The organism is Kitasatospora sp. NPDC017646 (assembly GCF_044329365.1).
Taxonomy (GTDB): Bacteria; Actinomycetota; Actinomycetes; order Streptomycetales; family Streptomycetaceae; genus Kitasatospora.
In genome coordinates this window covers 593,654-616,251 of the sequence record NZ_JBIRJC010000001.1, presented here as the reverse complement: position 1 = coordinate 616,251, position 22,598 = coordinate 593,654, and the positions used below count along the sequence as shown (strand labels likewise).

Here is a 22,598-nt window from a genome sequence, read left to right as displayed (position 1 = left end):
CCCTCGGGTGCGGCGTCGTACTCGGCGACGATCCGCAGCTTGTACTCGGGGCTGAACGTGCGGCGCTTCGGCCTGGGCGCCGGGTCGACTGCGGACGGATTGGTGCTGGTCATCAGGGGTGGAACTCCTACTCGGGCCCTCTCAGGCTAACCCGACAAAGCGGGATGTCTCACCCAAGGCTGACAGAGAGGGGAACGATGACGGTGACCTGGTGGAGCAGTTCGCCTGTCGCTGCGGTGCGGTGTGGGCGAAGACCTACCCGCTGGAGGGCGGTCAGCCCGACCAGTGACCGGTGACGCGGCCTGGCTCATTGGAGGCCGGCGGTGGCCGTCAGTCTGCCGAGCTGCGGACGACCACGACCGGGCAGGACGCGTGCTGCACGCAGTACTGCCCGACGGAGCCCAACAGGGCGCCTTCGAAGCCGCCGAGACCGCGATGGCCGACGACGAGCAGGGACGCCTGCTCCTTGGCGGCGGCAAGCAGTACCCAGGCCGGGGTGCCCTCCCCGACCCTGAGCCGGATGTCCACCGGCGGCGCGCTACCCACCACCTTCCCGACGTTCTCGGCCAGCACCCTGCGCGCCACCTCCGCAAGCTGCGTCTCCTCACCGACCGGTACCGCGCTGCCCCACCCGGAGAACGGTGGCTCCCAGGCCATGACCGCCTCCACCACGGCGTGGGTGAGCTCGGCCTGCCGCACGGCCCAGCGCAGAGCCTGTCGGGACTGCTCCGAGCCGTCCACGCCGACGACGATCTTTCCCTCGAGGGCCGGTTCCTCAGCCATGGCCTCGTCCTTCCGATCGGCCGACATCGACATCCGACCAGGCGGCCGCTCCACATGGGCGCTTGCCGTCGGGTTACCGGGGACGGACCCGCCGAGGGCTTGTGACGGCATCGCCGAGCAACGCCCCCTCTTCTGCAGGATCCTTCTCCCACGCCGGGTTCGCACGCGGACCCGGCGGGCCCGCCCGGATGTCCCGGCCAGGTGGACCGATCGGCCCTGCCCTCCGTGGCCGGCGCGACGGGATGATGGGCGCGGAGGCTCGAATGCACCAGATGGTCACGCCGAGGCGCTTTCCCGCCCGGCATCCGACGGGCCGGGCCACACCCGGGCCGCCGCGCGAGCCGCCGAAGCCCGTCCCCACCTCTCCACCGGCCTGGCGGCGCCGGCTGCTGCCCGCCGCGATCGCGATCGCCCTGCTGCTCATCCTGCTGTCCCGCAGCCCGTCGGGCAGCGGCACCCACTACAGCTACACCGACTTCGCAGGGAAGGTCGACGCGGGCCAGGTCCAGACGGTCGAGATCACCGACAAGGGAGCGATCACCGGCGAACTCAAGGACGGAACCAAGTTCACCACCCAGATCCCGACCGCCCTGGACAGCAGCGCACTCACCACGCAGCTGAAGTCCCAGCACGTGGAGATCACCGCCAAGCAGAGCAGCAGCGGCAGCTCGTTCCTCTCGGTTCTGCTGATCTTCCTGCCGCTGCTCCTCATCGGCGGACTGTTCCTCTGGTCCGGACGGATGGCGAGCCGGGCCATGACCGGAGGTCTCAGCGCGATCGGCCGCTCACGCGCGAAGATCATCGAGGCCGAGCGCCCGAGCACCCGGTTCGTCGACGTCGCCGGCTACGAGGGCGTCAAGCAGGAGGTCAGCGAGGTGGTCGACTTCCTGCGCAGTCCCGAGCGCTATGCCGCCGCGGGGGCGAAGGGCCCGCGCGGCGTGATCATGGTCGGCCCGCCCGGCACAGGCAAGACCTTGCTCGCCCGCGCGGTCGCCGGAGAGGCCGAGGTCCCGTTCCTGTCGGTGACCGGCTCGGGCTTCGTCGAGATGTTCGTGGGCGTCGGCGCCTCCCGGGTGCGTGACCTCTTCGACGAAGCGCGCAAGCGGGCACCCTCGATCATCTTCATCGACGAGATCGACGCCGTCGGCGGCCGCCGTGGCGGCGGCACCAGGCTGGGCGGCAACGACGAACGCGAGCAGACCCTCAACCAACTGCTCGCCGAGATGGACGGCTTCGACCAGTCCACCGGCATCGTCGTCCTCGCCGCCACCAACCGGCCCGACGCCCTCGACCCGGCGCTCCTGCGGCCCGGCCGCTTCGACCGGCAGGTCACCGTGCCACTGCCCAACCAGGCCGAGCGCTCCGCCATCCTCTCCGTCCACGTGCAGGGCAAGACCCTGGCCCCCGACGTGAACCTGGACCGCATCGCCCGCGCCACCCCCGGCTTCTCGGGCGCCGACCTCGCCAACCTGGTCAACGAGGCCGCCATCAACGCCGTGCGCGCCGAACGCGCCACCCTCACAGTCGGGGACCTGGACACCGCCCGTGACCGGCTGCTGCTCGGCCGCCGCGAGTCCTCCAACGCCCTGCTCCCGGAGGAACGCCGCTCAGTCGCCGTGCACGAGTCCGGACACGCCCTGATGGCCGCCCTGTGCGAACACGCCGACCCCGTCGCCAAGGTCACCATCCTCCCGGCCGGCATGACTCTCGGTGCAACCGAGCAACTCCCGGAGGCGGAACGGCACCTGTACAGCGAGAGCTATCTCATGGACCTGCTGACCGTCCAGCTCGGCGGCCGGGCGGCCGAACTGGCCGTTTTCGGCGAGGGCTCCACCGGCGCCGCCAACGACCTCGCCAACGCCACCCAGGTCGCCACCCGCATGGTCCGCGAATTCGGCCTGTCCACCGCACTCGGCCCGGTCGGATACGCCACCACGACCCCACAGCACCTCGGCCCCGACGCGGAAGACCTGCTGCGCAGGCCCTACTCCGAATCCACCCAGCGCACCGTCGACGAGGAAGTCGCCCGGCTGCTCCGGCAGGCCGAGGCACGGGCGGTCGACCTGCTGCGCAGTCACCGCCCTCAGCTGGACGAGCTCGCCGCGTTGCTCGTGGAGCACGAGACGGTGGACGGCAAGGTCGTCCTCGACATCCTGCACCGGCACCGCGAGCCGGCCGAGCCCGGCCGAGCGCAGGCCAGTCGGACATAGCGCGCGGGGCGGCAGAAGGCCGACGGGGGCGGTCTCGCGCCGCTGGGAGATCACGAATGTCCGGTACACGCCCGGGTCGGCGAGGAGGTGATCAAGCCCCGGCTCCGGGCGAGCGAGGACCGGGGCAGCGGGTTGTGCCGCGTCATTCGCGGAGAGACGGTGGAGGTACCGCATCTGCTGTGAGTGCCGGTGATCCAGCGGCAGGTGTTCCACGTCGCGACCGTCCTGGCCGAGTCGCTGCGGGAAGGAGTGGATATCCATGACCGGTGTCGCGGACCGCATCGCAGAACTGTTCCGGATCAAGGCGAACAAGGTGCTGGATCGGGCCGAGGACCCTCGCGAGGTGCTCGACTACGCGTATACCCAGCAGGTGGAGCTGTTGCAGCAGGTCCGGCGCGGCCTGGCGGATGTGGCGGCGAGCCGGAAACGGCTGGAGCTGCAGATCGCCCAATTGCGGAAGTCGAACAAGAAGTTGGAGGAGCAGGCGCAGCAGGCGCTGGCCGCAGGACGTGAGGATCTGGCGCGTGAGGCGCTGGCCCGGCGGGCGGGTATGCAGGGGCAGCTCGGCGATCTGGAGGAGCAGGAGCCGTTGCTGCGGGCCGAGGAGGAGAAGCTGACGGCGGCCGCGCAGCGGCTGGAGGCGCGGGTGGAGGCCTTCCGCACGCGCAAGGAGACGCTCAAGGCCGAGTACACCCGGGCCGAGGCCGAGACCCGCATCGGCGAGACCCTCTCGGGCATCGGTGAGGAGATGGGGAGCGTCGGCGCGGCGGTGCAGCGCGCCCGGGACCGGACGGAGCAGCTGCAGGCCCGCTCCGGGGCGTTGGACGAGCTGATGGCCTCCGGCGCGCTGGAGGACGCCGCCGCGCCGGCTGGCCCCGACGAGGTCCGGATCGAGCTTGAGCGGATCAGCGCGGACCAGGAAGTGGAGGAGGAGTTGAAGCGCCTGAAGGCGAAGCTGCCTGCCGGCCCGGGCCCGGAGGAAGAGGGCACGGGGCGGGCGGAAGAGGGCGGGGAGTCGTCGGTGTGAGTCACGAGTCGGGAGGTGGGCGGGCGTGAGCCGTTCGGCGTCCGCAGTGGTGCCCGTGATCGAGGTGGAGGTCCGGGGCGAGATGCCGCCGGAGTCGGCCGAGTACGCACGCGACATGGTGCTGGGCGTGGCGCGTCATGCGCGGGATCCGGTGCTGTCCGTGCGGGTGAGGCTGATGCAGGGGCGCGATCCGGCGGTGCGGCGGTCGGCGGTCGCCCGGGCCAGCCTGGATGTGAACGGACGCCTGGCGCGGGCGCGGGTGGTGGCCGAGACGATGCACGAGGCGATCGATCTGCTGAAGGACCGGCTGGAGTACCGGCTCGCCCGTCTGGAGCACTGGGATCGGTGGCCGGGTGGCCTGTTCGTGGGTCCCCGCCGGGGCGCACCGGGGCCTTGACACGGACGCCCCGGGGCCCGGAGGGCTCGTGGCGGGCAGCTCGGTCGGGTCTGCCGTGGAGAGCCGGGGGAGAGGGTCGTTCGGCCCTGGTGCGCGGGAGGGTGGCGCGTAGCGTGGGAAGTGGCCTGCGGGGTGAGCGAGGGAGTTCGGCCGGAACGGTCCAGGGTGGTCAACTGTGCTGTCCTGGAGTGGATTCGACGGGCGGGCTGAGAGGCCGGAGGGGGTCGACGAGACCCCGACGGCGACCTCCACCACCTGATCCGGGCAATGCCGGCGTAGGGAGCCCACCTTGCAGGTTCGGCCTGGGGAAGGGAACAGGGCCCGGGTAGCAGCCCGGCAGTCGACCTGCGGGCTGCACGGGTGGACGGGACCCGGAGCGTGTGTGCCGGGCTCACGTGGGGCGTCCGGGTAGCGGAGGAGGGCTCCGAGGCCGTCGTCGAGGGGCAGTTCGTCGTGGGGGATGACGATGAGGTCCGCGCCGGTGCCGACGATCGCGCGGATGAGTGCGGCGTCGGCCGGTGCCTGCCGGGAGGAGCTGATGCCGAGGGCCTGCATTTCACGTTGGGTGAGGCCGAGTTGTTTGGGTGCGACGCCGATCCACAGCTGTCGTTCCAGGTCGAAGGGGTCGTTGATCAGGACGGCTTCGGCCCGGCCGTGGCGCAGGGCGGTGAACGTGGCGGCGAGGCCCTCGACGGGACCGCTGCGGCGGGCGCGGCGGGCCAGGAACCGCTGGGTGTTGGCCTGGTCGCGGGCGGACAGGCGGCCGCGGAACAGGCAGGCGAGTTCGTCCTCCATGAGCGCGCGTTCGGGATCGGTGTCCCGGCCGTCGCCGTCGATGGTGACGATGCGCTTGCGTAGGCGCCTGGGCGGGCAGTTCCCGGGTGAGGGTGTTGCGGGCCCAGTGGTCGCCGGACAGCCGGACAGCCGGACAGGACGATCGTCTCGGCCTCGCTGCGGTCGGCGAGGCCGGCGAGTTCTTCGGCGACCTCTGCGGCGGCCTGTCGCCATTCGGAGGCCGCAACCCGGTGCCGGGTCAGGTGGCCGGGGGCGACCCTGGCGGTGGACCACCGGCCCGCTTGGAGGTCGACCTCCAGCTCGGAGGTGAGTGCGCCGCCCGGTCGGGCGACGCGGTGGACGCTGACGGCGGCGTAGGGAATGTCGGGGGCGTGCTGGAGGGCGAGCGGCGTGGCGTCCGGGACCATCGTGAACCGGGCGCCGTCGCGGGGTGGCGGCTCCGGGCAGTTCCTCGGCGAGCGCGAGGCGGCCGTGGGCGGCGAAGACGGCCTGCGTGTCGGCCGGGCAGATCGCGATCGGTGCCGACGACGTGGGTGACGGCGCCGGTGGTGGCGGTGTCGGCGCCCTGGGTGGTGAGTTCGGTCGCCAGGTGCCGACAGCGCAGGTCGATGGCCCGGTCGGGTTCGTCGAGGTCGCGTGAGGTGTCGACGTAGGCGCAGGCGTAGGGACCCGGTCGTGCGTAGAGCGGGCCGAGGAAGGTGAGTTTCATGGCCGTCCGCTCCTGGGGGGTGGTCAGAGTCCTTGGGCGAGCAGGAGTTCGTGGGCCAGGCGGGCGGCGCGGCCGACGCGTTCGGGGTCGGGCTCCTGGTCGGGAATGTCCTCCAGCCCCTGGAGGAGGGCGCGCATGGCCCGGCCGAGGGCCTGGACCTGGGTTTCGAGCAGTTCCACGCGTTCGACGGCGCTTTCGAGGTCGCGGCCCGGCGGGTGGAAGGCTTCGGACGTGCGGTCGGTGGTGGGGTCGGTCATGATCGGCTCCCTCGCTGAGTGGTTCCCACCGGTGGGTCACTCGGCGGGTGTGATGAGGCCGTAATGGCCGTCGTAGCGGTGGTAGAGGACGTTGCCGCGGGTGTGCTGGCCGACGACCTTGCGCAGGGTCGTCTGGGCGATCTGGTTGATCGCGGAGCTCACGTTTCTCGATGGCGATGACCGACTTGATCGCGTCCACGACGCGGAAGTAGGCGATGGCGGAGACGTCGATGCTGACGTTGTCGCGGGTGATGATGTCCTGGGACTGGATCGGCATGGTGGCGATCCGCAGCGAGATGTGGTGCATGACGTCGGCGAACGGGATGATCAGGCGCAGTCCCGGGTCGTGTGCTCCGGTGATCTGGCCGAACCGGAAGACGACCCCCTTCTCGTACTGGCGGACGATGCGGACCGACATCGCGAGCCCGATCAGGACCAGGATGACGAGCACCACCAGGACTGCGGTCACGGCGGTCATTTCGGCTCCCTTCGACTGCGGGCCTGCGTCGACAGCCAGGGCCGGGAACGCGTCGCCACGAGCGGAGCGACCGGGAGGCAAGGGACCGGTTTGCGGTCCTACCGTGACCTGGTCCGCAGCGGACCGCAGGTCCGCCCGATGAGGGCTGGCGTGCTGGTCCACCGGGCGGCCGGGTGGGTCAGGCTGACGATTCGCCGTATCCCAGGCTGTCGTGCCAATCGGCCAGGTCGAGGATCTCCTCGACGGGGCGGCACGGGGTGGCCGGTCCGGGAGGTTCGTAGCCGAGCCGCAGCATGAGCCGGACGTGGTCGGGTGGGCCTTCGGGGTCGCGCAGGCGCCACCGGGTCTCCGGCCATTCGACGGCCTGGTGCAGGACGGAGGTGCGCAGGCTGTGGACTGTCGCGAGGAGCCAGACGTGCTCCAGGCCTGTCCGGTGCGCAGCCAGTCCGCGGGCTGGTCGGTGCGGGTGCTCAGCAGGCACAGCTGGTGGAGCGGCGCGAAGTTCCCGGGGCGGGCGACCGGGCCCTTGCCGCGCGCCCCCAGGCCGGGCGGTCCCGTGTCTGTCAGGCTGGAAGAGGCCCTATCGGCGACCCGGAAGGGGAGCGGCCATGGAAACCGAGGCCATCCGTGCTCGGCCGGTGGCAGGAGTCGCACCCAATCTCGCCGACTACGAGCGGGCCCGGCGCGATTTCTCGTGGGAGTCGGCGCGTGAGGCGCTCGGTGGGCTGCCGGGCGGCCGGGGGCTCAACATTGCGTACGAGGCGGTCGACCGGCACGTCGCCGCTGGAGGCGGCGAGCGCGCCGCGCTGCGCTGCGTCGCCGTGGACCGGCAGGTCAGCACGGTGACGTACGACGAGCTGGCCCGCTGGACGAACCGCTTCGCGCATGTGCTGCGTTCACTGGGCGTGGGCCGCGGCGACCGGGTCGCCTCGCTGCTGAGCCGCTGCCCTGAGCTGTACGTGTCCGTTCTCGGGACTCTGAAGAACACCTCGGTGTTCTGCCCGCTCTTCCCAGCCTTCGGGCCGGTCCCGGTCGAGGAACGGCTGCGGCTGGGCGGTGTGCGGGTGCTGGTCACGACCGAGGACCTTTACCGGCGCAAGGTGGCCGGCCGGCGCGAGCAGTTGCCGCAATTGGAAGAGGTGCTGATCGTCGGCCCGTGCGCTGAGCCGCTGGCGGGTACCCATTCGTTCGATGTGCTGTTGGCGCAGGCATCCGAGGAGTTCACGATCCCGGACACCGACCCGCAGGACATGGCGCTGCTGCACTTCACCAGCGGTACCACGGGTACTCCCAAGGGCGCGGTACACGTCCACGAGGCCGTGGTGGCACACCACGCCACTGCGGCCTTCGCCTTGGACCTGCATCCCGACGACGTGTTCTGGTGCACCGCCGATCCGGGCTGGGTCACGGGCACCTCGTACGGGGTCATCGCGCCGCTCACCCACGGGGTGACGATGGTTGTCGATGCGGGGGACTACGAGGCCCGCCGGTGGTACGGCATCCTCGCCGAGGAGCGGGTGAGCGTCTGGTACACGGCGCCGACCGCTATTCGGATGCTGATGCGGGCCAGCCCCCGCGGCATCCCGCCCGACTTGCCGCGCTCCTTCGACCTGTCGGCGCTGCGGTTCATCGCCAGCGTCGGTGAACCGCTCAACCCGGAGGCGGTCCGCTGGGGGCAGGAGATCCTGGGCCTGCCGATCCACGACAACTGGTGGCAGACGGAGACCGGCGCGATCATGATCGCGAACTTCGCGGCCACCGAGATCAGGCCGGGCTCGATGGGCCGCCCGCTGCCCGGGGTGGAGGCGGGCCTGCTGGAGCGAGGGCCGGACGGGCGGGCCCTGGTGGCGGATGGCCAGGTGAGCGAGATCGAGGTGCCCGGGCGCGAGGGAGAGCTGGCGCTGCGTCCGGGCTGGCCGTCGATGTTCCGTGGTTATCTGAACGCCGAGGAGCGTTACGAGGCATCTTTCGTGGGCGGCTGGTACCTCACCGGCGACGTGGCCCGGCGCGACGAGGACGGCTACTACTGGTTCGTCGGCCGCGCCGACGACGTGATCAAGTCTGCTGGCCACCTGGTCGGGCCGTTCGAGGTGGAGAGCATCTTGATGGAGCATCCGGCGGTCGCCGAGGCGGGGGTGATCGGCCGTCCCGACCCGGTCGCCGGCGAGATCGTCAAGGCGTTCGTCTCCCTCAAACCGGGCTTCGAGCCGGGCTCCGGCCTGGCTCGCGAGATCACTGCCTTCGCTCGAAGGCGACTCGGACCGGCCATCGCGCCCCGCGAGATCGCCTTCGACCAGCACCTCCCCAAGACCCGCAGCGGCAAAGTGATGCGCCGCCTGCTGAAAGCGCGTGAGCTGGGCCTCCCGGAGGGCGACACCTCGGCGCTGGAGGAATCGCGATGAGCCCGCGCCGCACGGCAGCACCGACTGCCTCGCGTGGCAGGACCCGCACGCACAGCCGCGGCGGACCCTCTCCGCAGGCGGCCCACCGCCAAGATCTCCTGCGGGTGATGGTGCGCATCCGGCAGTTCGAGGAGCGCTGCGTCGAGCTCTACAGCGCCGGCGAGGTCCGGGGCTTCGTCCACCTGTGCATCGGCGAGGAGGCCGTCTCCGCGGGCGTCCTCGGTGCACTCGGACCCGAGGACGCGGTGGTCACCACCTACCGCGAGCACGGCCACGCACTGGCCCGCGGCATCCCCGCCGAGTCGGTGTTCGCCGAGATGCTCGGCCGGGTGACCGGCTGCAGCCGCGGCCGCGGCGGTTCCATGCACCTGTTCGACGCGAGTCGGCGGTTCTACGGCGGCCACGGCATCGTGGCGGGCGGCCTGCCGGTCGCCGCCGGGCTGGCCCTCGCCGACCGGATGCGCGGACAGGAACACGTGACCTGCTGCCTGTTCGGCGACGGCGCACTCGCCGAGGGTGAGTTCCACGAGACCGCCAACCTGGCCGCCCTGTGGGACCTCCCCCTGCTGCTCGCCTGCGAGAACAACCTCTACGCCATGGGCACCGCGCTGAACCGCGAGCACGCCCAGACCGACCTGGCCGCACGCGCGGCCTCGTACGGCCTGGTGGCCTGGGAGGTCGACGGCATGGACGTGCTGGCCGTCGAGCGGGCCGCCGGAAGGGCGGCTCGGGCGATCCGGGACGGTGCCGGACCGGTGTTCCTGGAACTGCGCACCTACCGTTTCCGCGCGCACTCCATGTACGACCCGGACCGCTACCGGGACAAGGCGGAGGTCGAACGCTGGAAGGAGCGTGACCCGATCCAGTCGCTCAGCACACGGATGCGGGCCGAGGACGGCCTGGACGACGAGGCGCTCGCTGCGGTGGAGAAAGAGGTCGGGGAGGAGCTGGACACGGCTCTCGACCACGCGCGCCGGGGCGGGACCGAACCGGTGGAGGACCTGCTGCACTTCGTGTACAGCCCGGCTGAGGGGTCGTCATGACCGGTGGCGGGGCCCCTCAGGCCGAGTCGATGAGCTACCGCGAGGCGATGCGGGAAGCGATGCGGGAGGCGCTCGCAGCAGACGACCGGGTCTTCCTGATGGGCGAGGACGTGGGCCGCTATGGCGGGGCCTTCGGTGTCAGCCTGGGTTTGGTGGAGGAGTTCGGTCCCGAGCGGGTCCGGGACACCCCGCTCTCGGAGTCGGGTTTCGTCGGGGCCGGCATCGGCGCGGCGATCGCCGGGCTGCGTCCGATCGTGGAGATCATGACCGTCAACTTCAGCCTGCTCGCATTGGATCAAATTCTGAACAACGCGGCGACGCTGTTGCACATGTCCGGCGGGCAGGTGGCGGTGCCACTGGTGATCCGGATGACCACCGGCGCCGGCCGCCAACTCGCAGCCCAGCACTCCCACAGCCTCGAAGCCTTCTACGCGCACATCCCCGGCATCCGGGTCCTCGCACCCGCCACCGTCGCGGACGCGCGATGGATGCTCGCCCCGGCCCTGGCCGACCCCGACCCCGTGATCGTCTTCGAGCACGGCTCCCTCTACAACGGCACCGACACCACCGCAGACGACCCCGGACCGGTCGACCTCGACAGCGCCGCGGTACGGCGGCCTGGCGCCGACGTCAGCGTCGTGACCTACGGCGGCTCGCTGGGCAAGGCCCTGGCCGCCGCCGACCAGCTCACGGCCCAGAACCAGGTGGACGCAGAGGTGGTGGACCTGCGCACCCTGCGCCCACTCGATGATGCCACCGTCATCGGCTCGGTGCGTCGCACCCACCGCGCGGTGATCGTCGACGAGGGCTGGCGGACCGGCGGCCTGTCCGCCGAGGTCGCGGCACGCATCACCGAGCAGGCGTTCTACGACCTGGACGCGCCGGTGGAGCGGGTGTGCGGCGCCGAGGTGCCGGTGCCGTATGCCGCGCAGCTGGAGCAGGCAGCGCTGCCCCAGGTTCCCGACATCGTGGCGGCAGCGCTTCGGGTGGTGGGCTGAGATGGCCGAGTTCACGATGCCCGCACTCGGCGCCGACATGACGGAGGGCACCCTTCTCGAATGGCTCGTCCACCCCGGTGACCAGGTGCACAAGGGGGACATCGTCGCGGTCGTCGACACCGCCAAGGCCGCGATCGAGGTGGAGTGCTTCGAGAGCGGCGTCGTGGAGCGCCTGCTGGTCGAGCCGGCCGAGACCGTGCCGGTCGGGACGCCGCTGGCCGTGATCAACCCGGTGAGCACTGGCACGCAGCTGTCGGCCCCGGCGGCGCCCGCCGAGCCGACAGCCGCGCGCGCGCCCGCACCGACTCCGCTGGTTCGGCGCCTCGCAGAGGAGCGAGGGGTCGACCTGAGTACCGTGCACGGAACGGGGCCCGGCGGCCGGATCACCCGCGCCGATGTGACGGCCGCCCCGCCGCCCGAGGTCGCGGCTGCGTCGCCGCAGAGCCGGGCGGCGACCGCGCCCCCGGTCGCTGCCGCGCCCGTAGTGCCCCCGCCGGCGAGGACGACAAGCCGGGTCCGGGCGACGCCGATGGCACGGCGCCTGGCCGCCGAGGGCGGGGTCGATCTCGCGGGCGTTCTGGGCACCGGGGCGGACGGTGCGATCCGGGTCGCCGACGTCCGGGCCATGCTGACCGGCTCTGAGATCTCTCCCGCTGCTCAGACCGCTCCCACCGTCGAAGTGTCGCCCACCCCCGGCCGGCACGCTGAGACTGCCGGCCGTTCCGAGGCGATGCGCCGTGCCATCGGCGACCTGATGGCACGCTCCAAGCGCGAGATCCCGCACTACTATCTCTCCACCACCATCGATCTCGGCCCCGCGCTCGTCTGGCTGCGCGAGCAGAACCGCGGGCTCCCGGTCTCCGAGCGCCTGGTACCCGCGGCCATGCTGCTCAAGGCCGCAGCGCGGGCTGCCCGGGAGGTTCCCCAGCTCAACGGCTTCTTCACCGACGGTCGGTTCGTCCCGGCGCCCGAGGTTCACCTCGGGGTCGCGGTCTCACTGCGCGGCGGCGGCCTGGTGGCTCCGGCCATCCACCGCGCCGCCGACCTGCCGCTGGCGGAACTCATGGCCCGGCTCCGGGACCTGGTGGCACGTGCCCGGGCCGGCCGGCTGCGCGGCTCCGAGACCACCGACCCCACCATCACCGTGACCAGCCTCGGCGACCAGGGCGTGGAAGCGGTCTTCGGTGTCATCTACCCGCCGCAGGTCGCCCTCGTTGGCCTGGGCAAGGTGGTCGACCGTCCGTGCGCCGTCGACGGCCTGCTCGGAGTGCGTCCCGTGGTGACGGCGACGTTGTCCGCCGACCACCGGGCCAGCGACGGCGCCACCGGCGCCCGCTACCTGGCAGCCCTCGAACGGCTACTGCGCACACCGGAGGAACTGTGAACCGCGACCAGGCCCTGCTCCTCGTCCAGGAGGCGCTCACCGAGATCGTCCCGGACGCGGACTTCACCACGATCGGACCCGACACCGCCTTCCGGGAAGCCCTCGAACTCGACTCGCTGGACTTCCTGAACCTGGTCGAACGACTGACCGAGCGCGCCGACTGCCGGATCGACGAGGACGACTACCTCCGCCTGACCACCCTGAACAGCGCCGCTGCCTTCCTCGCTGAGCGGACCTGACGTACCCGTGCGGACGCGGAGAGTGGGGGAGTTCCGACTGCGATAGCTTCCGGGCGGCCCGGTCGTCCGCCGGACTTCGGTCATCAGCGCCTCTCCGGGCGGAGACGGCAAGGGCGCCGAGGTCCCCGCTGTCGAGGCGTAGTGCGCAGCCCTCGTGCAGTCCGAGTTCGCGCAGCACGCAGGCGGCGGCCGCGACGTCGGCGACGAGATGGGCCCGCCCAACGAGCACCCCTCCGAGCCCGACAGCCGGTCGGGGTGAGCACCAGCCGGTCGGCCGACCGGGCCACGGCGTCGGTAGCCGTGTCACTGGCGGCTACGCGCCGGAGGCGCTAACGCTCGAAGTGCGAGCGGACACCGGACCGCACTCGGACGGGTCGCCCTCGGATCGGCGCTCGCCCTCGCCGTCCACGGCTTCCTCCTCCGGCCTCACCTGCTGACCTGTGGAGCGACGCGCGACGAGGCCGAGCGCGCGTACCCCGGGGACGAGCCGGTCCCGGACGCGGGCAGCACGTCGACGATGGCCACAACCCTTCCCGCGCCACCGGCGGAGGTGTGGCCGTGGCTGGCGCAGATGGGCTACGACCGCGCGGGCTGGTACAGCTGGAACCGGCTGGACGACGGGCCGAATCGGGCGTGACGGCCACCGGGGCCCGGCCGCGCAGGTGACGGATGGGGGGCACCATGTCGTCGGACGGCGTCACCGCGTCGGGTCGTCGGCGGTACGGATCACGCGGCCGCTGAGTTCGGTCGGCTTGATCCGGACCCACAGGTCCCGCTCACCGCCCGCCCACGGCGACGGCTTGGCCTGTTGTTTCAGGTGTGCCAGCGCCGGCCGGTCGTCGATCCGGTGGGCGTCACCGGTGGCCAGCACGCTCCAGCCGGTGCGCAGCACCTCGTCGATCCGGTCGACCTCGAAGGCGACGCGCTGGCCGACGGTGGCGGCGAGCGGGCCGTCGGCAGCCGTGCGGAAGATCAGTGTCCCGTCCAGCACCCAGTAGTTGACCGGGAGGACGATGGGACCCGTTGCGGTGCCCAGGGCCACCCGGCCGACTCCGTCGGTGGACAGTCGCTCCCAGCACTCGGAACGTGCCAGCTCTTCCAGCACCGGGTGCGCGGCGGCGCTCGTGCGGCCGGGCGGCAGGTCGAGTCCGCCGCCCAGCAACTGCGTGACCGACGTGTCCAGCACGGCGGCCAGCCTGGCCAGTGCTCCCCTCTCGACAGCGGTGGGCGAGGCTTCCAGGTACTCCAGGTACCTCACCGCCATGCCTGCCCGGACTGCGGTCTGTTCCCGGCTGAGTCCCAGCTGCTCACGACGCAGCGCGACTCGCCTGCCGAGGTCACCGGGGTTGCTCGGCATGGCCTGTTCCGGACCGCCGGTGGGTTCCTCGGGCCTGGCCGGCTCGCTCCGCTCCGTCTTCGAGGAGGTGTGCGGTCGGACGGACGGCCGGGGCGCCTGCCTGCTCGGGGCTTGCCGGGTGAAGTGGTGCAGGCGACTATCCGGACCGGGGAAGAACAGGGTGGAGTGCCCGGTGTCCGACCACAGGACTTCCCAGGGCGGTTCGCCGTCCGGCCGGTGCAGCGCGGTCACCTTTCCGTCGCGCCGCGGTACGCCGGGGCGCGTGCCTTCCACGATGACGCGGTCTCCGATGGCGGCTCTCATTGCGGTCTCCCAGGCGGATCTTCGGGTTGGAGCGCGGTGTCGGTCGTGGAGCGGACCACGCCGACCTCTACTCGGCGCTGAGTTAGGTCTCGGGGTCAGCGAGGATCATGCTGCCGGTCGTCGCGCCACCGTCGACGACGAACTCGTGACGTCCAAGGTGTGGAACGTCGTGGGCGGTCCGAGTTCGGCCGCGAGCGACTCACCTTCCTCGCGCAGGACGTCCGCGGTGGTCACTGCCGCGCCCTCTGCTGCGAACCGGCGGGCGCGCGCCGCGCCGGTCCCGCGCGCGCCGCCCGTGACGATCGCGGCCTGCCGTCCAAGCGACCCATGACGGCCTCCTGTTCTCCGATGGCGCTACCACTTCCAGCCTGGGCAGCGGTGACACCAGCCGCACTTCGGACGGCCCGGTCTGCTCGCCGCCGGGCAGAGCGCGACTCGCCTCCCCGCGCCTCCCGGAGGCGCGGCGAGGCGAGTCATCGCGCCGTGTCGGCTCTGCCCGCGGAGCCCGCTCCCGGTGTCGGCGAGCGGCCGGGCGCGCCGGCCGCCCAGCGGCGGCGGACCGCGTCCTCGTGCTCGGCCTGCTCGAGCCCCTGGTCCAGGTGCGCCAGCGCCTCGGCGAGGCGCGGGATCCAGTGCCTGCGCAGGGCGCGGACCCGCCGCCCGGTACGGTCGATCTCGGCCTGGACCAGGCCGGCCGCGGTGCGTGCTGCCGCGTACCCGGCAGCCGTCCGCACCACGGTGCGGTAGGCGGTCTCCGCGTGGGCGAGGGCCGTGTTGGCGGGCGGGGGCTCGGTGGTCGCGCGTGCGGCGTCGGTGCAGACGGCCCTGGACGGGTGGCGAACGCCCATCGACACCGTCCACTCGACGACGACGTCGGCCCGGTCCGCGCCGACCGCCGCCAGCGCCCGATCGCCGCTCAGCAGCAGCCCGCGCAGCAGCCACGTCTCGGCCTCCTGCACCGCCGTGTGCCAGGCCCGCCGGGCGGCCTCCTCCTCGGCCGCCAGCCGTCGGTGGCGCTCGCGCAGGACGGCGAGCTTGCGGTCCAGCAGCTCGGCCCCGCGCAGTGCGACCTCGAGCCGGTGCCGCAGGCGCAGCCGGCCGGCCCGCCCCGATTCGGGGTGCGGTCCTCCGGGGCGTGGTGGGGTCATGCGACACCGTGCCGGTCGAGCAGTTCGGACGGGATCATGGCGAGCTGGCCGCGGGGCAGGGTGCGCAGTACCTCCCAGGCAAGCGCCAGGGAGGCGTCCAGCGGCCGGTTCTCGTCGGGGCGCTGGGCCAGGAAGCCGAGCTGGAAGGCCTCGTCGAGTTCCAGGTACCGCAGGTCGGTGGGGCTGAGGGCGGGGCGGCCGATGAGGTCGGCGAGCTCCCGGACCTGCCGGGCCCGGGCGAGCGCGGCGAGCAGCTGGGCGGCGACGTCGAGATGGTCCTCCCGGGTGCGCCCGGGGCCGGCACCCTTGCGCATCAGGCGGGAGAGCGAGGAGAGCGCGTTCACCGGCGGGTACACGCCGCGGGCGTGGGCCTCGCGGGTGAGGACGATCTGCCCCTCGGTGATGTAACCGGTGAGGTCGGGGACCGGGTGGGTGATGTCGCCGGCGGGCATGGTGAGGACCGGCAGGACGGTGACCGAGCCGGAGCGGTCGCGGATGCGGCCGCAGCGTTCGTACAGCGATGCGAGGTCGCTGTAGAGGTAGCCGGGATAGGCCCGCCGGGCGGGGATCTCGCCCCGTGCGGCGGAGACCTCGCGCAGCGCCTCGGCGTAGGCGGTCATGTCGGTCATCACCACGAGGACGTGCCGCCCGCCGTCGAAGGCCAGGTGCTCGGCGACGGTGAGCGCCAGACGCGGGGTGAGCAGCCGTTCGATCACCGGGTCGTCGGCGGTGTTGAGCAGCAGCACCAGCTCGCCGGCGGCCGAGCGCTCGGCGAGGGCGCCGCGGACGAAGGACGCGTCGGCGTGTGTGAGGCCCATGCCGGCGAAGACGACGCTGAACTCCTCGCCGCCGGCCGTGGACTGCGCGGCGATCTGTACGGCGAGTTCGAGGTGCGGCAGGCCCGCCGCCGAGAAGATGGGCAGCTTCTGCCCCCGTACGAGCGTGGTGAGGACGTCGATGGCACCCACCCCGGTGAGGACGGGCTCGGAGGGGGGCACGCGCCGGACCGGGTTGATCGGGGTACCGCCGACCTCGGCCTCGGCAGCCCCGAACACCGGCGGTCCGCCGTCGATCGGCTCACCTCGCCCGTTGCAGACCCGGCCCAGCCAGCCCGGCCCGACCGGAATGCGCAGCGGGCTGCCCGCGAAGGCGACCCGCACCGCCGTCGGGTCGATGCCCGCGGTGCCCTCCAGCACCTGGAGCACGGCGAGGTCGCGGTCGACCTCCAGGACGAGGCCGTGCCGCCGCTCGCCCGAGCCGAGGGTTATCCGGACGAACTCGTCCCAGCCGACCCCGGTGACCCCGCCCACCACCGCGAGCGGACCGCGCAGTTCGCGGACGTCGGTGTACTCGACCTCGCTCCATCTCACGGCCGTCCCCCTGGTGCCAGCGCCTGCAGGACGGCGTCCCGCCGGGCGGCCACTCCCGCGGCGCTTCGGGGCCCGGTCTCCTCGCGGGCGCGCAGCAGCGGCGTGAAGTCGACGACCTCGACCGCGTCCGCCGGGGTGCCGGATTCCACCAGCTCCCGGCACCGGGCGGCGACCGCGAGAACGGCCTCCACCAGCGCGGCGGTCTTCTCCGGCGCGCAGTATGCGTCCCGCGCGGACAGCGCGCTCTGCTGGAGCAGCCCTTCCCGGACCAGCCGGCCGGCCAGCACGCTGATCCGCTCCTGGTCCGGCAACGCGGTGAGGCCGACCAGCTCGACGAGGTCGGCCAGTCGGTCCGCCTCGGTGAGCAGGGCGGCGACCTGCTCGCGGTGCCGTGCCCAGCTCGGGTCGCCGGAGCGCGCCCGGGCGGTGGAGAGGGCTGCGGCGTCGCGGGAGAAGGAGCCGGCCCAGGAGATCGCCGGATAGTGGCGGGCGTAGGCCAGCTCCCGGTCGAGCGTCCAAAGGCAGCGCACGAAGCGTTCGGTGTGTGCGGTGACCGGTTCGGCGAGGTCCCCGCCCGGCGGTGAGACGGCGCCCAGCACGGTCACCGTGCCCGGGGCACCCGAAAGGGTACGAACGGCTCCGGCCCGCTCGTAGAAGGCCGCCAGCTCCGAGGCGAGGCGGGCCGGGTAGCCCTCCTCGGCGGGGAGTTCGCCCATCCGGGAGGCGAACTCGCGCAGCGCCTCGGCCCAGCGCGAGGTGGAGTCGGCGATCACCACCACGTCGAGTCCCATGTCGCGGAAGAATTCGGCCACCGTCACGCCAGTGTGGACGCTCGCCTCGCGGGCCATCATCGGCATGTTGGAGGTGTTGGCGACCACGACCGTCCGGTCGGCGAGGCGTCCTCCGGTCCTGGGGTCGTCCAGCTCGGCCAGTTCGGCGATCACGTCGGCCATCTCGTTGCCGCGCTCTCCGCAGCCGACGTAGACGATGACATCGGCGTGGCACCACTTGGCGATCTGCTGGAGCAGGACGGTCTTGCCGGTGCCGAAGCCGCCCGGGACGGCGACCGTGCTGCCCAGGGCCACCGGGAACAGCAGGTCGATCACCCGCTGGCCGGTGTGCAGGGGCTCGACGGCGTCGATCCGCGCGCGCACCCGGCGAGGGGTGCGGACGGGCCACTCGGCAGCCATCCGGACCTCGGTGCCGCCGACCACCGCGAGCACCGCGTCGGCCGGGTAGCGGCCCTCGGGGGCGATCCGCTCCACCGGCCCCGAACAACCGGGCGGCGCCAGAACGCGGAAGGGCACCGCCTGGGTGGTGACCGTCCCGAGCACGCCGCCCTCATCCGTCCGCGCGCCTGGTTCGACGGACGGGACGAAGCGCCAGGTGCGGCCGTCCGCGCGGCTGCCACCGCCGGGGACGAGCCGGTCCCCGGCACCGGCAAGCGGGCGGAGCAGGCCGTCGAAGACACCGCCGAGCAGCCACGGCCCCAGCGCCGCGCGCAGCGGCCCGCCCCGAGGACGGGCCGGATGCCCCGGTGCCAGACCGCCGGTGTACTCGTACGCCTGCACGGTCGCCACCCCACCGCCGATCGCCACCACCTCCCCGGGCAGTTCGGCGTCACCGAGCAGCACCACGTCGTGCATGGCGATGTCACCGGAGCACGCCAGCTCCACCAGCGGACCGGCGACCCGCAGGATCCGGTACGGGGTCACGGCTCCCACAGGGCCTCCGCGTCCGAGCCGATCCGCTCCAGCGCCCGGTCGGTCACGGCGGGCAGGCCGAGATCGACCACCTGCCCCGGGGCCGTCGCCAGGACGCCGCCGTCCGGGTGCCCGACGACCCGGGCATCCGGGCCGAGCAGGGATCGTGCCCGTGCTGCCAGCCGCTCGCCGTACGCCGGGTCCGCCTGGCACAGCTCGCGCAGACGCGCGGTGATGCGCCGGCGAAGCTCCGCATAGGCCGCGCCCCGGGCGGCCAGCTCGGCGTTCCGGGCAGCGCTGCGGGCGCGGGTGAGTTCCTGCCGCGCCGCTGCCCGTCCGTCGGCCGCCCCGTCCTGTCGGGCACGGCCGAGGATCGCTTCGGCCTCGGTCCTGGCGGCCGCGAGTGTCCGGTCGGCGTCCCGGCGCGCCTCGGAGAGGATCACGTCCGCGTCCGCCCGGGCGGTTCGCAGGAGCTCCGCCCGCACCGGGCGCAGTGCGTCGCTCGGCGGTTCGGCGTTCACGGGGGCATCACGACGGTCAGCGGCCGGGCCCCCTCCGCGAGTTCGCGGTTGACCGCCCGCGCCGCGTCCGGTGTGAGGATGACCAGCTCTGCGCCCTCGGGCAGCTCGGCCCAGGCCCGCCGCACCTCCTCGGGCCGCTCGGCGACCAGTACCACCACCCCGGCCAGTGCCAGCCCGGCCACCCGGGTCCGCTCGCCGATGGCAGCCACCGCGCCCACGTCAGGCCTTCCCGATCAGCAGGATCGCCACCACCAGGCCGTACACGGCGATGCCCTCGGCGAGGCCGACGATGACCATAGCCCGTCCGAAGAGCTCCGGGCGCTCGCTCAGCGCGGCGATCGCGGCGGCTCCGGTGTAGGCGACGGCCAGCGACGCCCCGATCGACGCGCCCGCCACCGCGATCGCGGCGCCGATCAGCGCGGCCGACCCGGACCCCGAACTCGCGGCGGCTGCCGGCGCGTCCGCCCGGGCGGTGCTGGTGAGCGCGGTCACCAGCAGGGCGAGCGCGCCGCCGATCAGCAGCACATTGACCCCGAGCAGCCAGCGCACGGCCGCACGGCCGCGCCGACGGGTCAGCAGATGGACGGCGCCGAACGCCGCGGCCAGGACCGGGAGCGCGATCAGCCAGGTGACCACTCAGCTCACCTCCGTACGTCGGACGGGCAGCCGCCAGGGCCGGAACGGCCGGCCCAGGCCCTCGAACACACGCGAGAACAGCTCGTAGAACTCAAGCCGCAGGGCCTGAACCCCGGCCACCAGCCCTTCCAGTGCGAAGGCCAGGGCGTTGCCAGCGACGAACACCAGCACCGCCCCGATCAGCGCCCACGGACCCCGCCCGGCCAGAGCGGCCGTGCCGTGCCACACCACCTGCCCGAGGGCCGCGTGGGTGAGGCCGAATGCGGCGAGCCGCGCGAAGGACACGGTGTTGGCGAGGATTCGCACCAGCACGTCGAAGAGCTGTACCCCGGTCTGCGCCGCGCCGCCCAGCCCACCGCCGGTCGCGGCGGACAGGCCCGTACCGGCCAGCGCCAGCCCGGTGACCGCCAGCGCCGCCCCGGTGACCGCAGCCACCGGTACGTGCAGGTACGCTCCGCCGCCGACCAGGCCCAGGCCGAGGAAGACCGCGAAACCGGCCACCCCGGAGGTCGCGTACAGCGCCCTTGCCGGGCCTCCCTCGCGCCACCTGTTCACCACCCCGGCCGCGTACGCCAGCCCCAGCAGCAGCCCGCCGAGGGAGACGGCTGCCAGCAGCAGCCGCCCGGGCTCGTCCAGCGGATCCAGCCAAAGCACCGGAAGCAGCCCGGTCGGACCGAAGAACTCCCCGTACGCCGCACCCGCCAGCGTGGCGGCCAGCCCGGCGCCGGCCACGAACGGCCACAGCCGGCGGAGCCGCGCGAGCCGCCGGGGGACGCGACCGCGCCACAGCAGCAGCGCGGCCAGCACGAGCAGCAGCCCGTGTCCGGCATCGCCGAACATCAGGCCGAACATCACCACGTAGGCGATCCCGGCCGGCCAGGACGGGTCGAGGTCCGCGTACGGCACCGTGCCGTACGTCGCCACCAGCGGGACGAACGCCCGGTGCACCCGTCCGGCGTCGCGCAGCTGCGTGGGTGGGTCGACCCCGCGAGGCGGGCGCAACGGCAGCACCGCGCCCCCGACCGGGCCCAGCCGCTCGGCCAGGCGCGGCACCTCCGCGGCGGGGCACCAGCCCGCAAGGGCGGACACCTCGCCCTGCCGGACCGCGCTCGCCAGTCGCTCCTCCAGCTCCGCCTCGCCCGCCAGGAGATCACTCCGGTGCTGCCGCTCCAGCGCGTCGAGATCGGGCGGCGCGCCGGACAGGGCGGCGGAGCCGTCCGGCGCGGAGGCGAGCCGCCTCAGCCGTCGGCCCGCCGGTCCAGGCGGCACCTCCTCCACCCGGTCGACCTCCACACAGCCCGCCTCCGCGAGCAGCAGCAGTGTTTCGCGCAGTGCCCCGGTGGGCGCCACGACCGCCACTCGCCGCATCCGGACCGGTGACACCGCCTCAGCCCAGCGCATCGAACGCCTCCGCAGGCCCGCCGCGTTCGGCCAGCACCAGCGCGGCCCGCACCCGCCACACGTCCGCGGACAGCACCGCCACGGCCCCCACCACCGGCGCGAGGCCGAAGTGGGTGCCGCGCAGCAACGCCGCGCCGTCCCGGTCGAGCACCGTCCACCAGCGGGCTTCCGCCCGCCACAGGTCCGCCGCGTCCTCGACTCCGTCCACCACCCAGCGGGCGTCCGGCACCAGGCGACGGCGGAACTCCTCGAACGAGGCAGCCCCGACGGCCCGCGGCCCCAGGAGCGGGGCGGCGCGCCGGGCAGCCGCGGCTGGCAGCGGACGCCCGGTGACGTACCGGTCGCGGGCCGCCAGCAGTGCGGCCCGGCCCGCCGCCCACCGCCGTGCGGGCGGCACCGCCTCGGCGGTCCGGGCGGCGGCCGCGACCCGTAGCGCGGTGGCCACGGACGCCGGGTCCTCGCCACCCGGGTCCAGCCAGGCCGAGGCGGCCAGGGCGGCCCGCAGCTCGGCGGGGCTCCCGGCCTGCGCCAGGCGGCGCCAAGCGGTCGCCAGCGCCCCGAGTCGGTACGGCGGAGGAGGCTCGACTCCGGTGAAGGAGCGCAGCCGGCCCTCGATATTGGCGATCTCGAACCCGCCCGCCAGCACCCGGAGCGCGTTCGCACCGGCGCGCGGCAGCCAGCCGGCCAGTACCCGGAGGTGCCACAGCAGTGTCTCGGAGACCGCTCGCTGCGCCTGGGCAAGGTCGGCGTCCGGGAGAAGGTCCCTACGGTAGGGCGTCGCCGCCAGTTGCCTCAGGGCATCACCGAGCGTGGGGGCGGATGCGAGTTCCCGCGCCCCTTGGAGGCCCAGACAGCGGGAGAGCAGCGCCCGCGCCCGGGTCGCCCCGCCGACCCACCCGGCGCTCACCGGGACCTCCCAGGCTTCTCAGCCTGGGGCAGCGCCTGTGCTGCCGCCCGGTCGACCAGTGCGGGCATCCGTTCCGTAATCCGGCGGCGGACGTCCGTCACCGCCCGATCGGCCGCCGCAAGCAGCCTGCCCGCCTCGGCCTCAGCCGGACGACGCACCGCGGAAGCGGCCTCCGCCCGGACCTGCGGCGCCTGGTCGCGGGCCTCCGCGACGATCTCCTCGGCCCGCTGCGCGGCCATCCGCCGCATGTTCTCGGCCTCTTGTGCGGCTGCGGCACGGATCGCTGCGGCCTCCTCCTGGGCCTGCGTCAGTTCGGCCAGGGACGGCCCCAGTTCGGCGGCCAGCTCCGCCGCGCGGTCCGCAGGGACGCCGGTCGCACTCGCACCCGGCGCTCCGGTCGGGCGGAATCTTGCCAGGAAGTCCCAGAACGTCACCACGCGAGCCCTCCTGCGGGTCGGCCCCCACTCCAGTCTCCACGCGGAGCGGCGGCTGTCATCCGGGACGTACCTTGACGGTGACCTGCCGGGGCA

At 73.3% G+C, this 22,598-nt stretch carries 25 protein-coding genes, 2 pseudogenes and 1 riboswitch; of the genes and pseudogenes, 10 read left to right on the top strand and 17 right to left on the bottom strand.

Annotation, left to right across the window (positions count from 1 at the left end):
* Window positions 1–330 precede the first annotated feature (330 nt).
* A complete protein-coding gene (locus tag ACH4J0_RS03005; protein ID WP_396235922.1) occupies window positions 331–783 on the bottom strand; it encodes a universal stress protein in 453 nt (150 codons plus the stop codon).
* Window positions 784–1,046: 263 nt separating this feature from the next.
* Between ACH4J0_RS03005 and ftsH the strand changes: the two genes are divergently transcribed.
* The 4 genes from ftsH (at window position 1,047) to ACH4J0_RS02985 (ending at window position 5,275) form a co-directional block, all read left to right on the top strand.
* Window positions 1,047–2,993: an ATP-dependent zinc metalloprotease FtsH gene (gene ftsH / locus ACH4J0_RS03000; protein ID WP_396235921.1), complete on the top strand. Its 1,947-nt coding sequence runs from the start codon at window positions 1,047–1,049 to the stop codon at window positions 2,991–2,993.
* A gap of 259 nt (window positions 2,994–3,252) precedes the next feature.
* Window positions 3,253–4,020, top strand: coding sequence for a PspA/IM30 family protein (locus ACH4J0_RS02995; RefSeq protein ID WP_396235920.1), 768 nt, complete (start codon window positions 3,253–3,255; stop codon window positions 4,018–4,020).
* A 55-nt stretch (window positions 4,021–4,075) separates the two neighbouring features.
* Entirely contained in the window at window positions 4,076–4,417 is a 342-nt protein-coding gene (locus ACH4J0_RS02990; RefSeq protein ID WP_396235919.1) for an HPF/RaiA family ribosome-associated protein, read from the top strand.
* A 128-nt stretch (window positions 4,418–4,545) separates the two neighbouring features.
* Window positions 4,546–4,716, top strand: a riboswitch (TPP riboswitch).
* Between the two features lie 79 nt (window positions 4,717–4,795).
* Complete coding sequence (locus ACH4J0_RS02985; protein WP_396235940.1) at window positions 4,796–5,275, top strand: hypothetical protein; 480 nt, start codon at window positions 4,796–4,798, stop codon at window positions 5,273–5,275.
* A gap of 65 nt (window positions 5,276–5,340) precedes the next feature.
* Here the strand turns inward: ACH4J0_RS02985 and ACH4J0_RS02980 are convergent.
* A pseudogene (locus tag ACH4J0_RS02980) lies at window positions 5,341–5,619 on the bottom strand (hypothetical protein); the annotation flags it as partial.
* Window positions 5,620–5,705: 86 nt separating this feature from the next.
* Here ACH4J0_RS02980 and ACH4J0_RS02975 point away from each other — a divergent pair.
* Window positions 5,706–5,852: a hypothetical protein gene (locus ACH4J0_RS02975; RefSeq protein WP_396235918.1), complete on the top strand. Its 147-nt coding sequence runs from the start codon at window positions 5,706–5,708 to the stop codon at window positions 5,850–5,852.
* A 92-nt stretch (window positions 5,853–5,944) separates the two neighbouring features.
* Here ACH4J0_RS02975 and ACH4J0_RS02970 read toward each other — a convergent pair whose 3' ends face one another.
* From ACH4J0_RS02970 to ACH4J0_RS02955, 4 genes and pseudogenes are all read right to left on the bottom strand, one after another.
* Window positions 5,945–6,178 (bottom strand): hypothetical protein, encoded by a 234-nt coding sequence (locus tag ACH4J0_RS02970; protein WP_396235917.1) that lies wholly within the window; start codon window positions 6,176–6,178, stop codon window positions 5,945–5,947.
* 36 nt (window positions 6,179–6,214) lie between these two features.
* Window positions 6,215–6,340 carry a hypothetical protein gene (locus tag ACH4J0_RS02965; protein ID WP_396235916.1) on the bottom strand — a complete coding sequence of 42 codons (126 nt, stop codon included), beginning with the start codon at window positions 6,338–6,340 and terminating at the stop codon, window positions 6,215–6,217.
* A 67-nt stretch (window positions 6,341–6,407) separates the two neighbouring features.
* Window positions 6,408–6,596: pseudogene (locus ACH4J0_RS02960) on the bottom strand (SPFH domain-containing protein); the annotation flags it as partial.
* Between the two features lie 238 nt (window positions 6,597–6,834).
* Window positions 6,835–7,137 carry a hypothetical protein gene (locus tag ACH4J0_RS02955; protein WP_396235915.1) on the bottom strand — a complete coding sequence of 101 codons (303 nt, stop codon included), beginning with the start codon at window positions 7,135–7,137 and terminating at the stop codon, window positions 6,835–6,837.
* 127 nt (window positions 7,138–7,264) lie between these two features.
* Between ACH4J0_RS02955 and acsA the strand changes: the two genes are divergently transcribed.
* From acsA to ACH4J0_RS02930, 5 genes are all read left to right on the top strand, one after another.
* Window positions 7,265–9,058: an acetate--CoA ligase gene (gene acsA / locus ACH4J0_RS02950; protein WP_396235914.1), complete on the top strand. Its 1,794-nt coding sequence runs from the start codon at window positions 7,265–7,267 to the stop codon at window positions 9,056–9,058.
* A 107-nt stretch (window positions 9,059–9,165) separates the two neighbouring features.
* Complete coding sequence (gene pdhA, locus ACH4J0_RS02945; protein WP_396235913.1) at window positions 9,166–10,101, top strand: pyruvate dehydrogenase (acetyl-transferring) E1 component subunit alpha; 936 nt, start codon at window positions 9,166–9,168, stop codon at window positions 10,099–10,101.
* Window positions 10,098–11,099: an alpha-ketoacid dehydrogenase subunit beta gene (locus tag ACH4J0_RS02940; protein WP_396235912.1), complete on the top strand. Its 1,002-nt coding sequence runs from the start codon at window positions 10,098–10,100 to the stop codon at window positions 11,097–11,099. The genes pdhA and ACH4J0_RS02940 overlap by 4 nt, the downstream gene beginning before the upstream one ends.
* Window position 11,100: 1 nt before the next feature.
* Window positions 11,101–12,483, top strand: a complete 1,383-nt coding sequence (locus ACH4J0_RS02935) for a dihydrolipoamide acetyltransferase family protein (protein ID WP_396235911.1) — start codon at window positions 11,101–11,103, stop codon at window positions 12,481–12,483.
* Entirely contained in the window at window positions 12,480–12,722 is a 243-nt protein-coding gene (locus tag ACH4J0_RS02930; protein ID WP_396235910.1) for an acyl carrier protein, read from the top strand. The genes ACH4J0_RS02935 and ACH4J0_RS02930 overlap by 4 nt, the downstream gene beginning before the upstream one ends.
* A gap of 697 nt (window positions 12,723–13,419) precedes the next feature.
* Here ACH4J0_RS02930 and ACH4J0_RS02925 read toward each other — a convergent pair.
* From ACH4J0_RS02925 to ACH4J0_RS02875, 11 genes are all read right to left on the bottom strand, one after another.
* Window positions 13,420–14,382, bottom strand: coding sequence for a pyridoxamine 5'-phosphate oxidase family protein (locus ACH4J0_RS02925; RefSeq protein WP_396235909.1), 963 nt, complete (start codon window positions 14,380–14,382; stop codon window positions 13,420–13,422).
* Between the two features lie 105 nt (window positions 14,383–14,487).
* The gene (locus ACH4J0_RS02920) at window positions 14,488–14,685 is read right to left on the bottom strand and encodes an SDR family NAD(P)-dependent oxidoreductase (protein ID WP_396235939.1); all 198 of its coding nucleotides are present in this window, start codon (window positions 14,683–14,685) and stop codon (window positions 14,488–14,490) included.
* Between the two features lie 170 nt (window positions 14,686–14,855).
* Window positions 14,856–15,530, bottom strand: a complete 675-nt coding sequence (locus ACH4J0_RS02915) for a V-type ATP synthase subunit D (RefSeq protein ID WP_396235908.1) — start codon at window positions 15,528–15,530, stop codon at window positions 14,856–14,858.
* Window positions 15,527–16,900: a V-type ATP synthase subunit B gene (locus tag ACH4J0_RS02910; protein WP_396235907.1), complete on the bottom strand. Its 1,374-nt coding sequence runs from the start codon at window positions 16,898–16,900 to the stop codon at window positions 15,527–15,529. Before ACH4J0_RS02910 ends, ACH4J0_RS02915 begins: the two co-directional genes overlap by 4 nt.
* Complete coding sequence (locus tag ACH4J0_RS02905) at window positions 16,897–18,624, bottom strand: V-type ATP synthase subunit A (RefSeq protein WP_396235906.1); 1,728 nt, start codon at window positions 18,622–18,624, stop codon at window positions 16,897–16,899. Before ACH4J0_RS02905 ends, ACH4J0_RS02910 begins: the two co-directional genes overlap by 4 nt.
* Window positions 18,612–19,124, bottom strand: coding sequence for a hypothetical protein (locus ACH4J0_RS02900; protein ID WP_396235905.1), 513 nt, complete (start codon window positions 19,122–19,124; stop codon window positions 18,612–18,614). The genes ACH4J0_RS02905 and ACH4J0_RS02900 overlap by 13 nt, the downstream gene beginning before the upstream one ends.
* Window positions 19,121–19,333: a V-type ATP synthase subunit F gene (locus ACH4J0_RS02895; protein ID WP_396235904.1), complete on the bottom strand. Its 213-nt coding sequence runs from the start codon at window positions 19,331–19,333 to the stop codon at window positions 19,121–19,123. The genes ACH4J0_RS02900 and ACH4J0_RS02895 overlap by 4 nt, the downstream gene beginning before the upstream one ends.
* Before the next feature lie 10 nt (window positions 19,334–19,343).
* Complete coding sequence (locus ACH4J0_RS02890; protein WP_396235903.1) at window positions 19,344–19,760, bottom strand: ATP synthase subunit C; 417 nt, start codon at window positions 19,758–19,760, stop codon at window positions 19,344–19,346.
* Window positions 19,761–21,161, bottom strand: coding sequence for a V-type ATPase 116kDa subunit family protein (locus ACH4J0_RS02885; protein WP_396235902.1), 1,401 nt, complete (start codon window positions 21,159–21,161; stop codon window positions 19,761–19,763).
* The gene (locus tag ACH4J0_RS02880; protein WP_396235901.1) at window positions 21,148–22,068 is read right to left on the bottom strand and encodes a hypothetical protein; all 921 of its coding nucleotides are present in this window, start codon (window positions 22,066–22,068) and stop codon (window positions 21,148–21,150) included. Before ACH4J0_RS02880 ends, ACH4J0_RS02885 begins: the two co-directional genes overlap by 14 nt.
* A complete protein-coding gene (locus ACH4J0_RS02875) occupies window positions 22,065–22,505 on the bottom strand; it encodes a hypothetical protein (protein WP_396235900.1) in 441 nt (146 codons plus the stop codon). The genes ACH4J0_RS02880 and ACH4J0_RS02875 overlap by 4 nt, the downstream gene beginning before the upstream one ends.
* Window positions 22,506–22,598 lie beyond the last annotated feature (93 nt).

What these genes read in the sequence shown, in the direction of transcription:
- ACH4J0_RS03005 (WP_396235922.1), bottom strand. Translation starts at nt 783, where the DNA reads ATGGCTGAGGAACCGGCCCTCGAGGGAAAGATCGTCGTCGGCGTGGAC.
- ftsH (WP_396235921.1), top strand. Translation starts at nt 1,047, where the DNA reads ATGCACCAGATGGTCACGCCGAGGCGCTTTCCCGCCCGGCATCCGACG.
- ACH4J0_RS02995 (WP_396235920.1), top strand. Translation starts at nt 3,253, where the DNA reads ATGACCGGTGTCGCGGACCGCATCGCAGAACTGTTCCGGATCAAGGCG.
- ACH4J0_RS02970 (WP_396235917.1), bottom strand. Translation starts at nt 6,178, where the DNA reads ATGACCGACCCCACCACCGACCGCACGTCCGAAGCCTTCCACCCGCCG.
- acsA (WP_396235914.1), top strand. Translation starts at nt 7,265, where the DNA reads ATGGAAACCGAGGCCATCCGTGCTCGGCCGGTGGCAGGAGTCGCACCC.
- pdhA (WP_396235913.1), top strand. Translation starts at nt 9,166, where the DNA reads ATGGTGCGCATCCGGCAGTTCGAGGAGCGCTGCGTCGAGCTCTACAGC.
- ACH4J0_RS02940 (WP_396235912.1), top strand. Translation starts at nt 10,098, where the DNA reads ATGACCGGTGGCGGGGCCCCTCAGGCCGAGTCGATGAGCTACCGCGAG.
- ACH4J0_RS02935 (WP_396235911.1), top strand. Translation starts at nt 11,101, where the DNA reads ATGGCCGAGTTCACGATGCCCGCACTCGGCGCCGACATGACGGAGGGC.
- ACH4J0_RS02925 (WP_396235909.1), bottom strand. Translation starts at nt 14,382, where the DNA reads ATGAGAGCCGCCATCGGAGACCGCGTCATCGTGGAAGGCACGCGCCCC.
- ACH4J0_RS02915 (WP_396235908.1), bottom strand. Translation starts at nt 15,530, where the DNA reads ATGACCCCACCACGCCCCGGAGGACCGCACCCCGAATCGGGGCGGGCC.
- ACH4J0_RS02885 (WP_396235902.1), bottom strand. Translation starts at nt 21,161, where the DNA reads ATGCGCTGGGCTGAGGCGGTGTCACCGGTCCGGATGCGGCGAGTGGCG.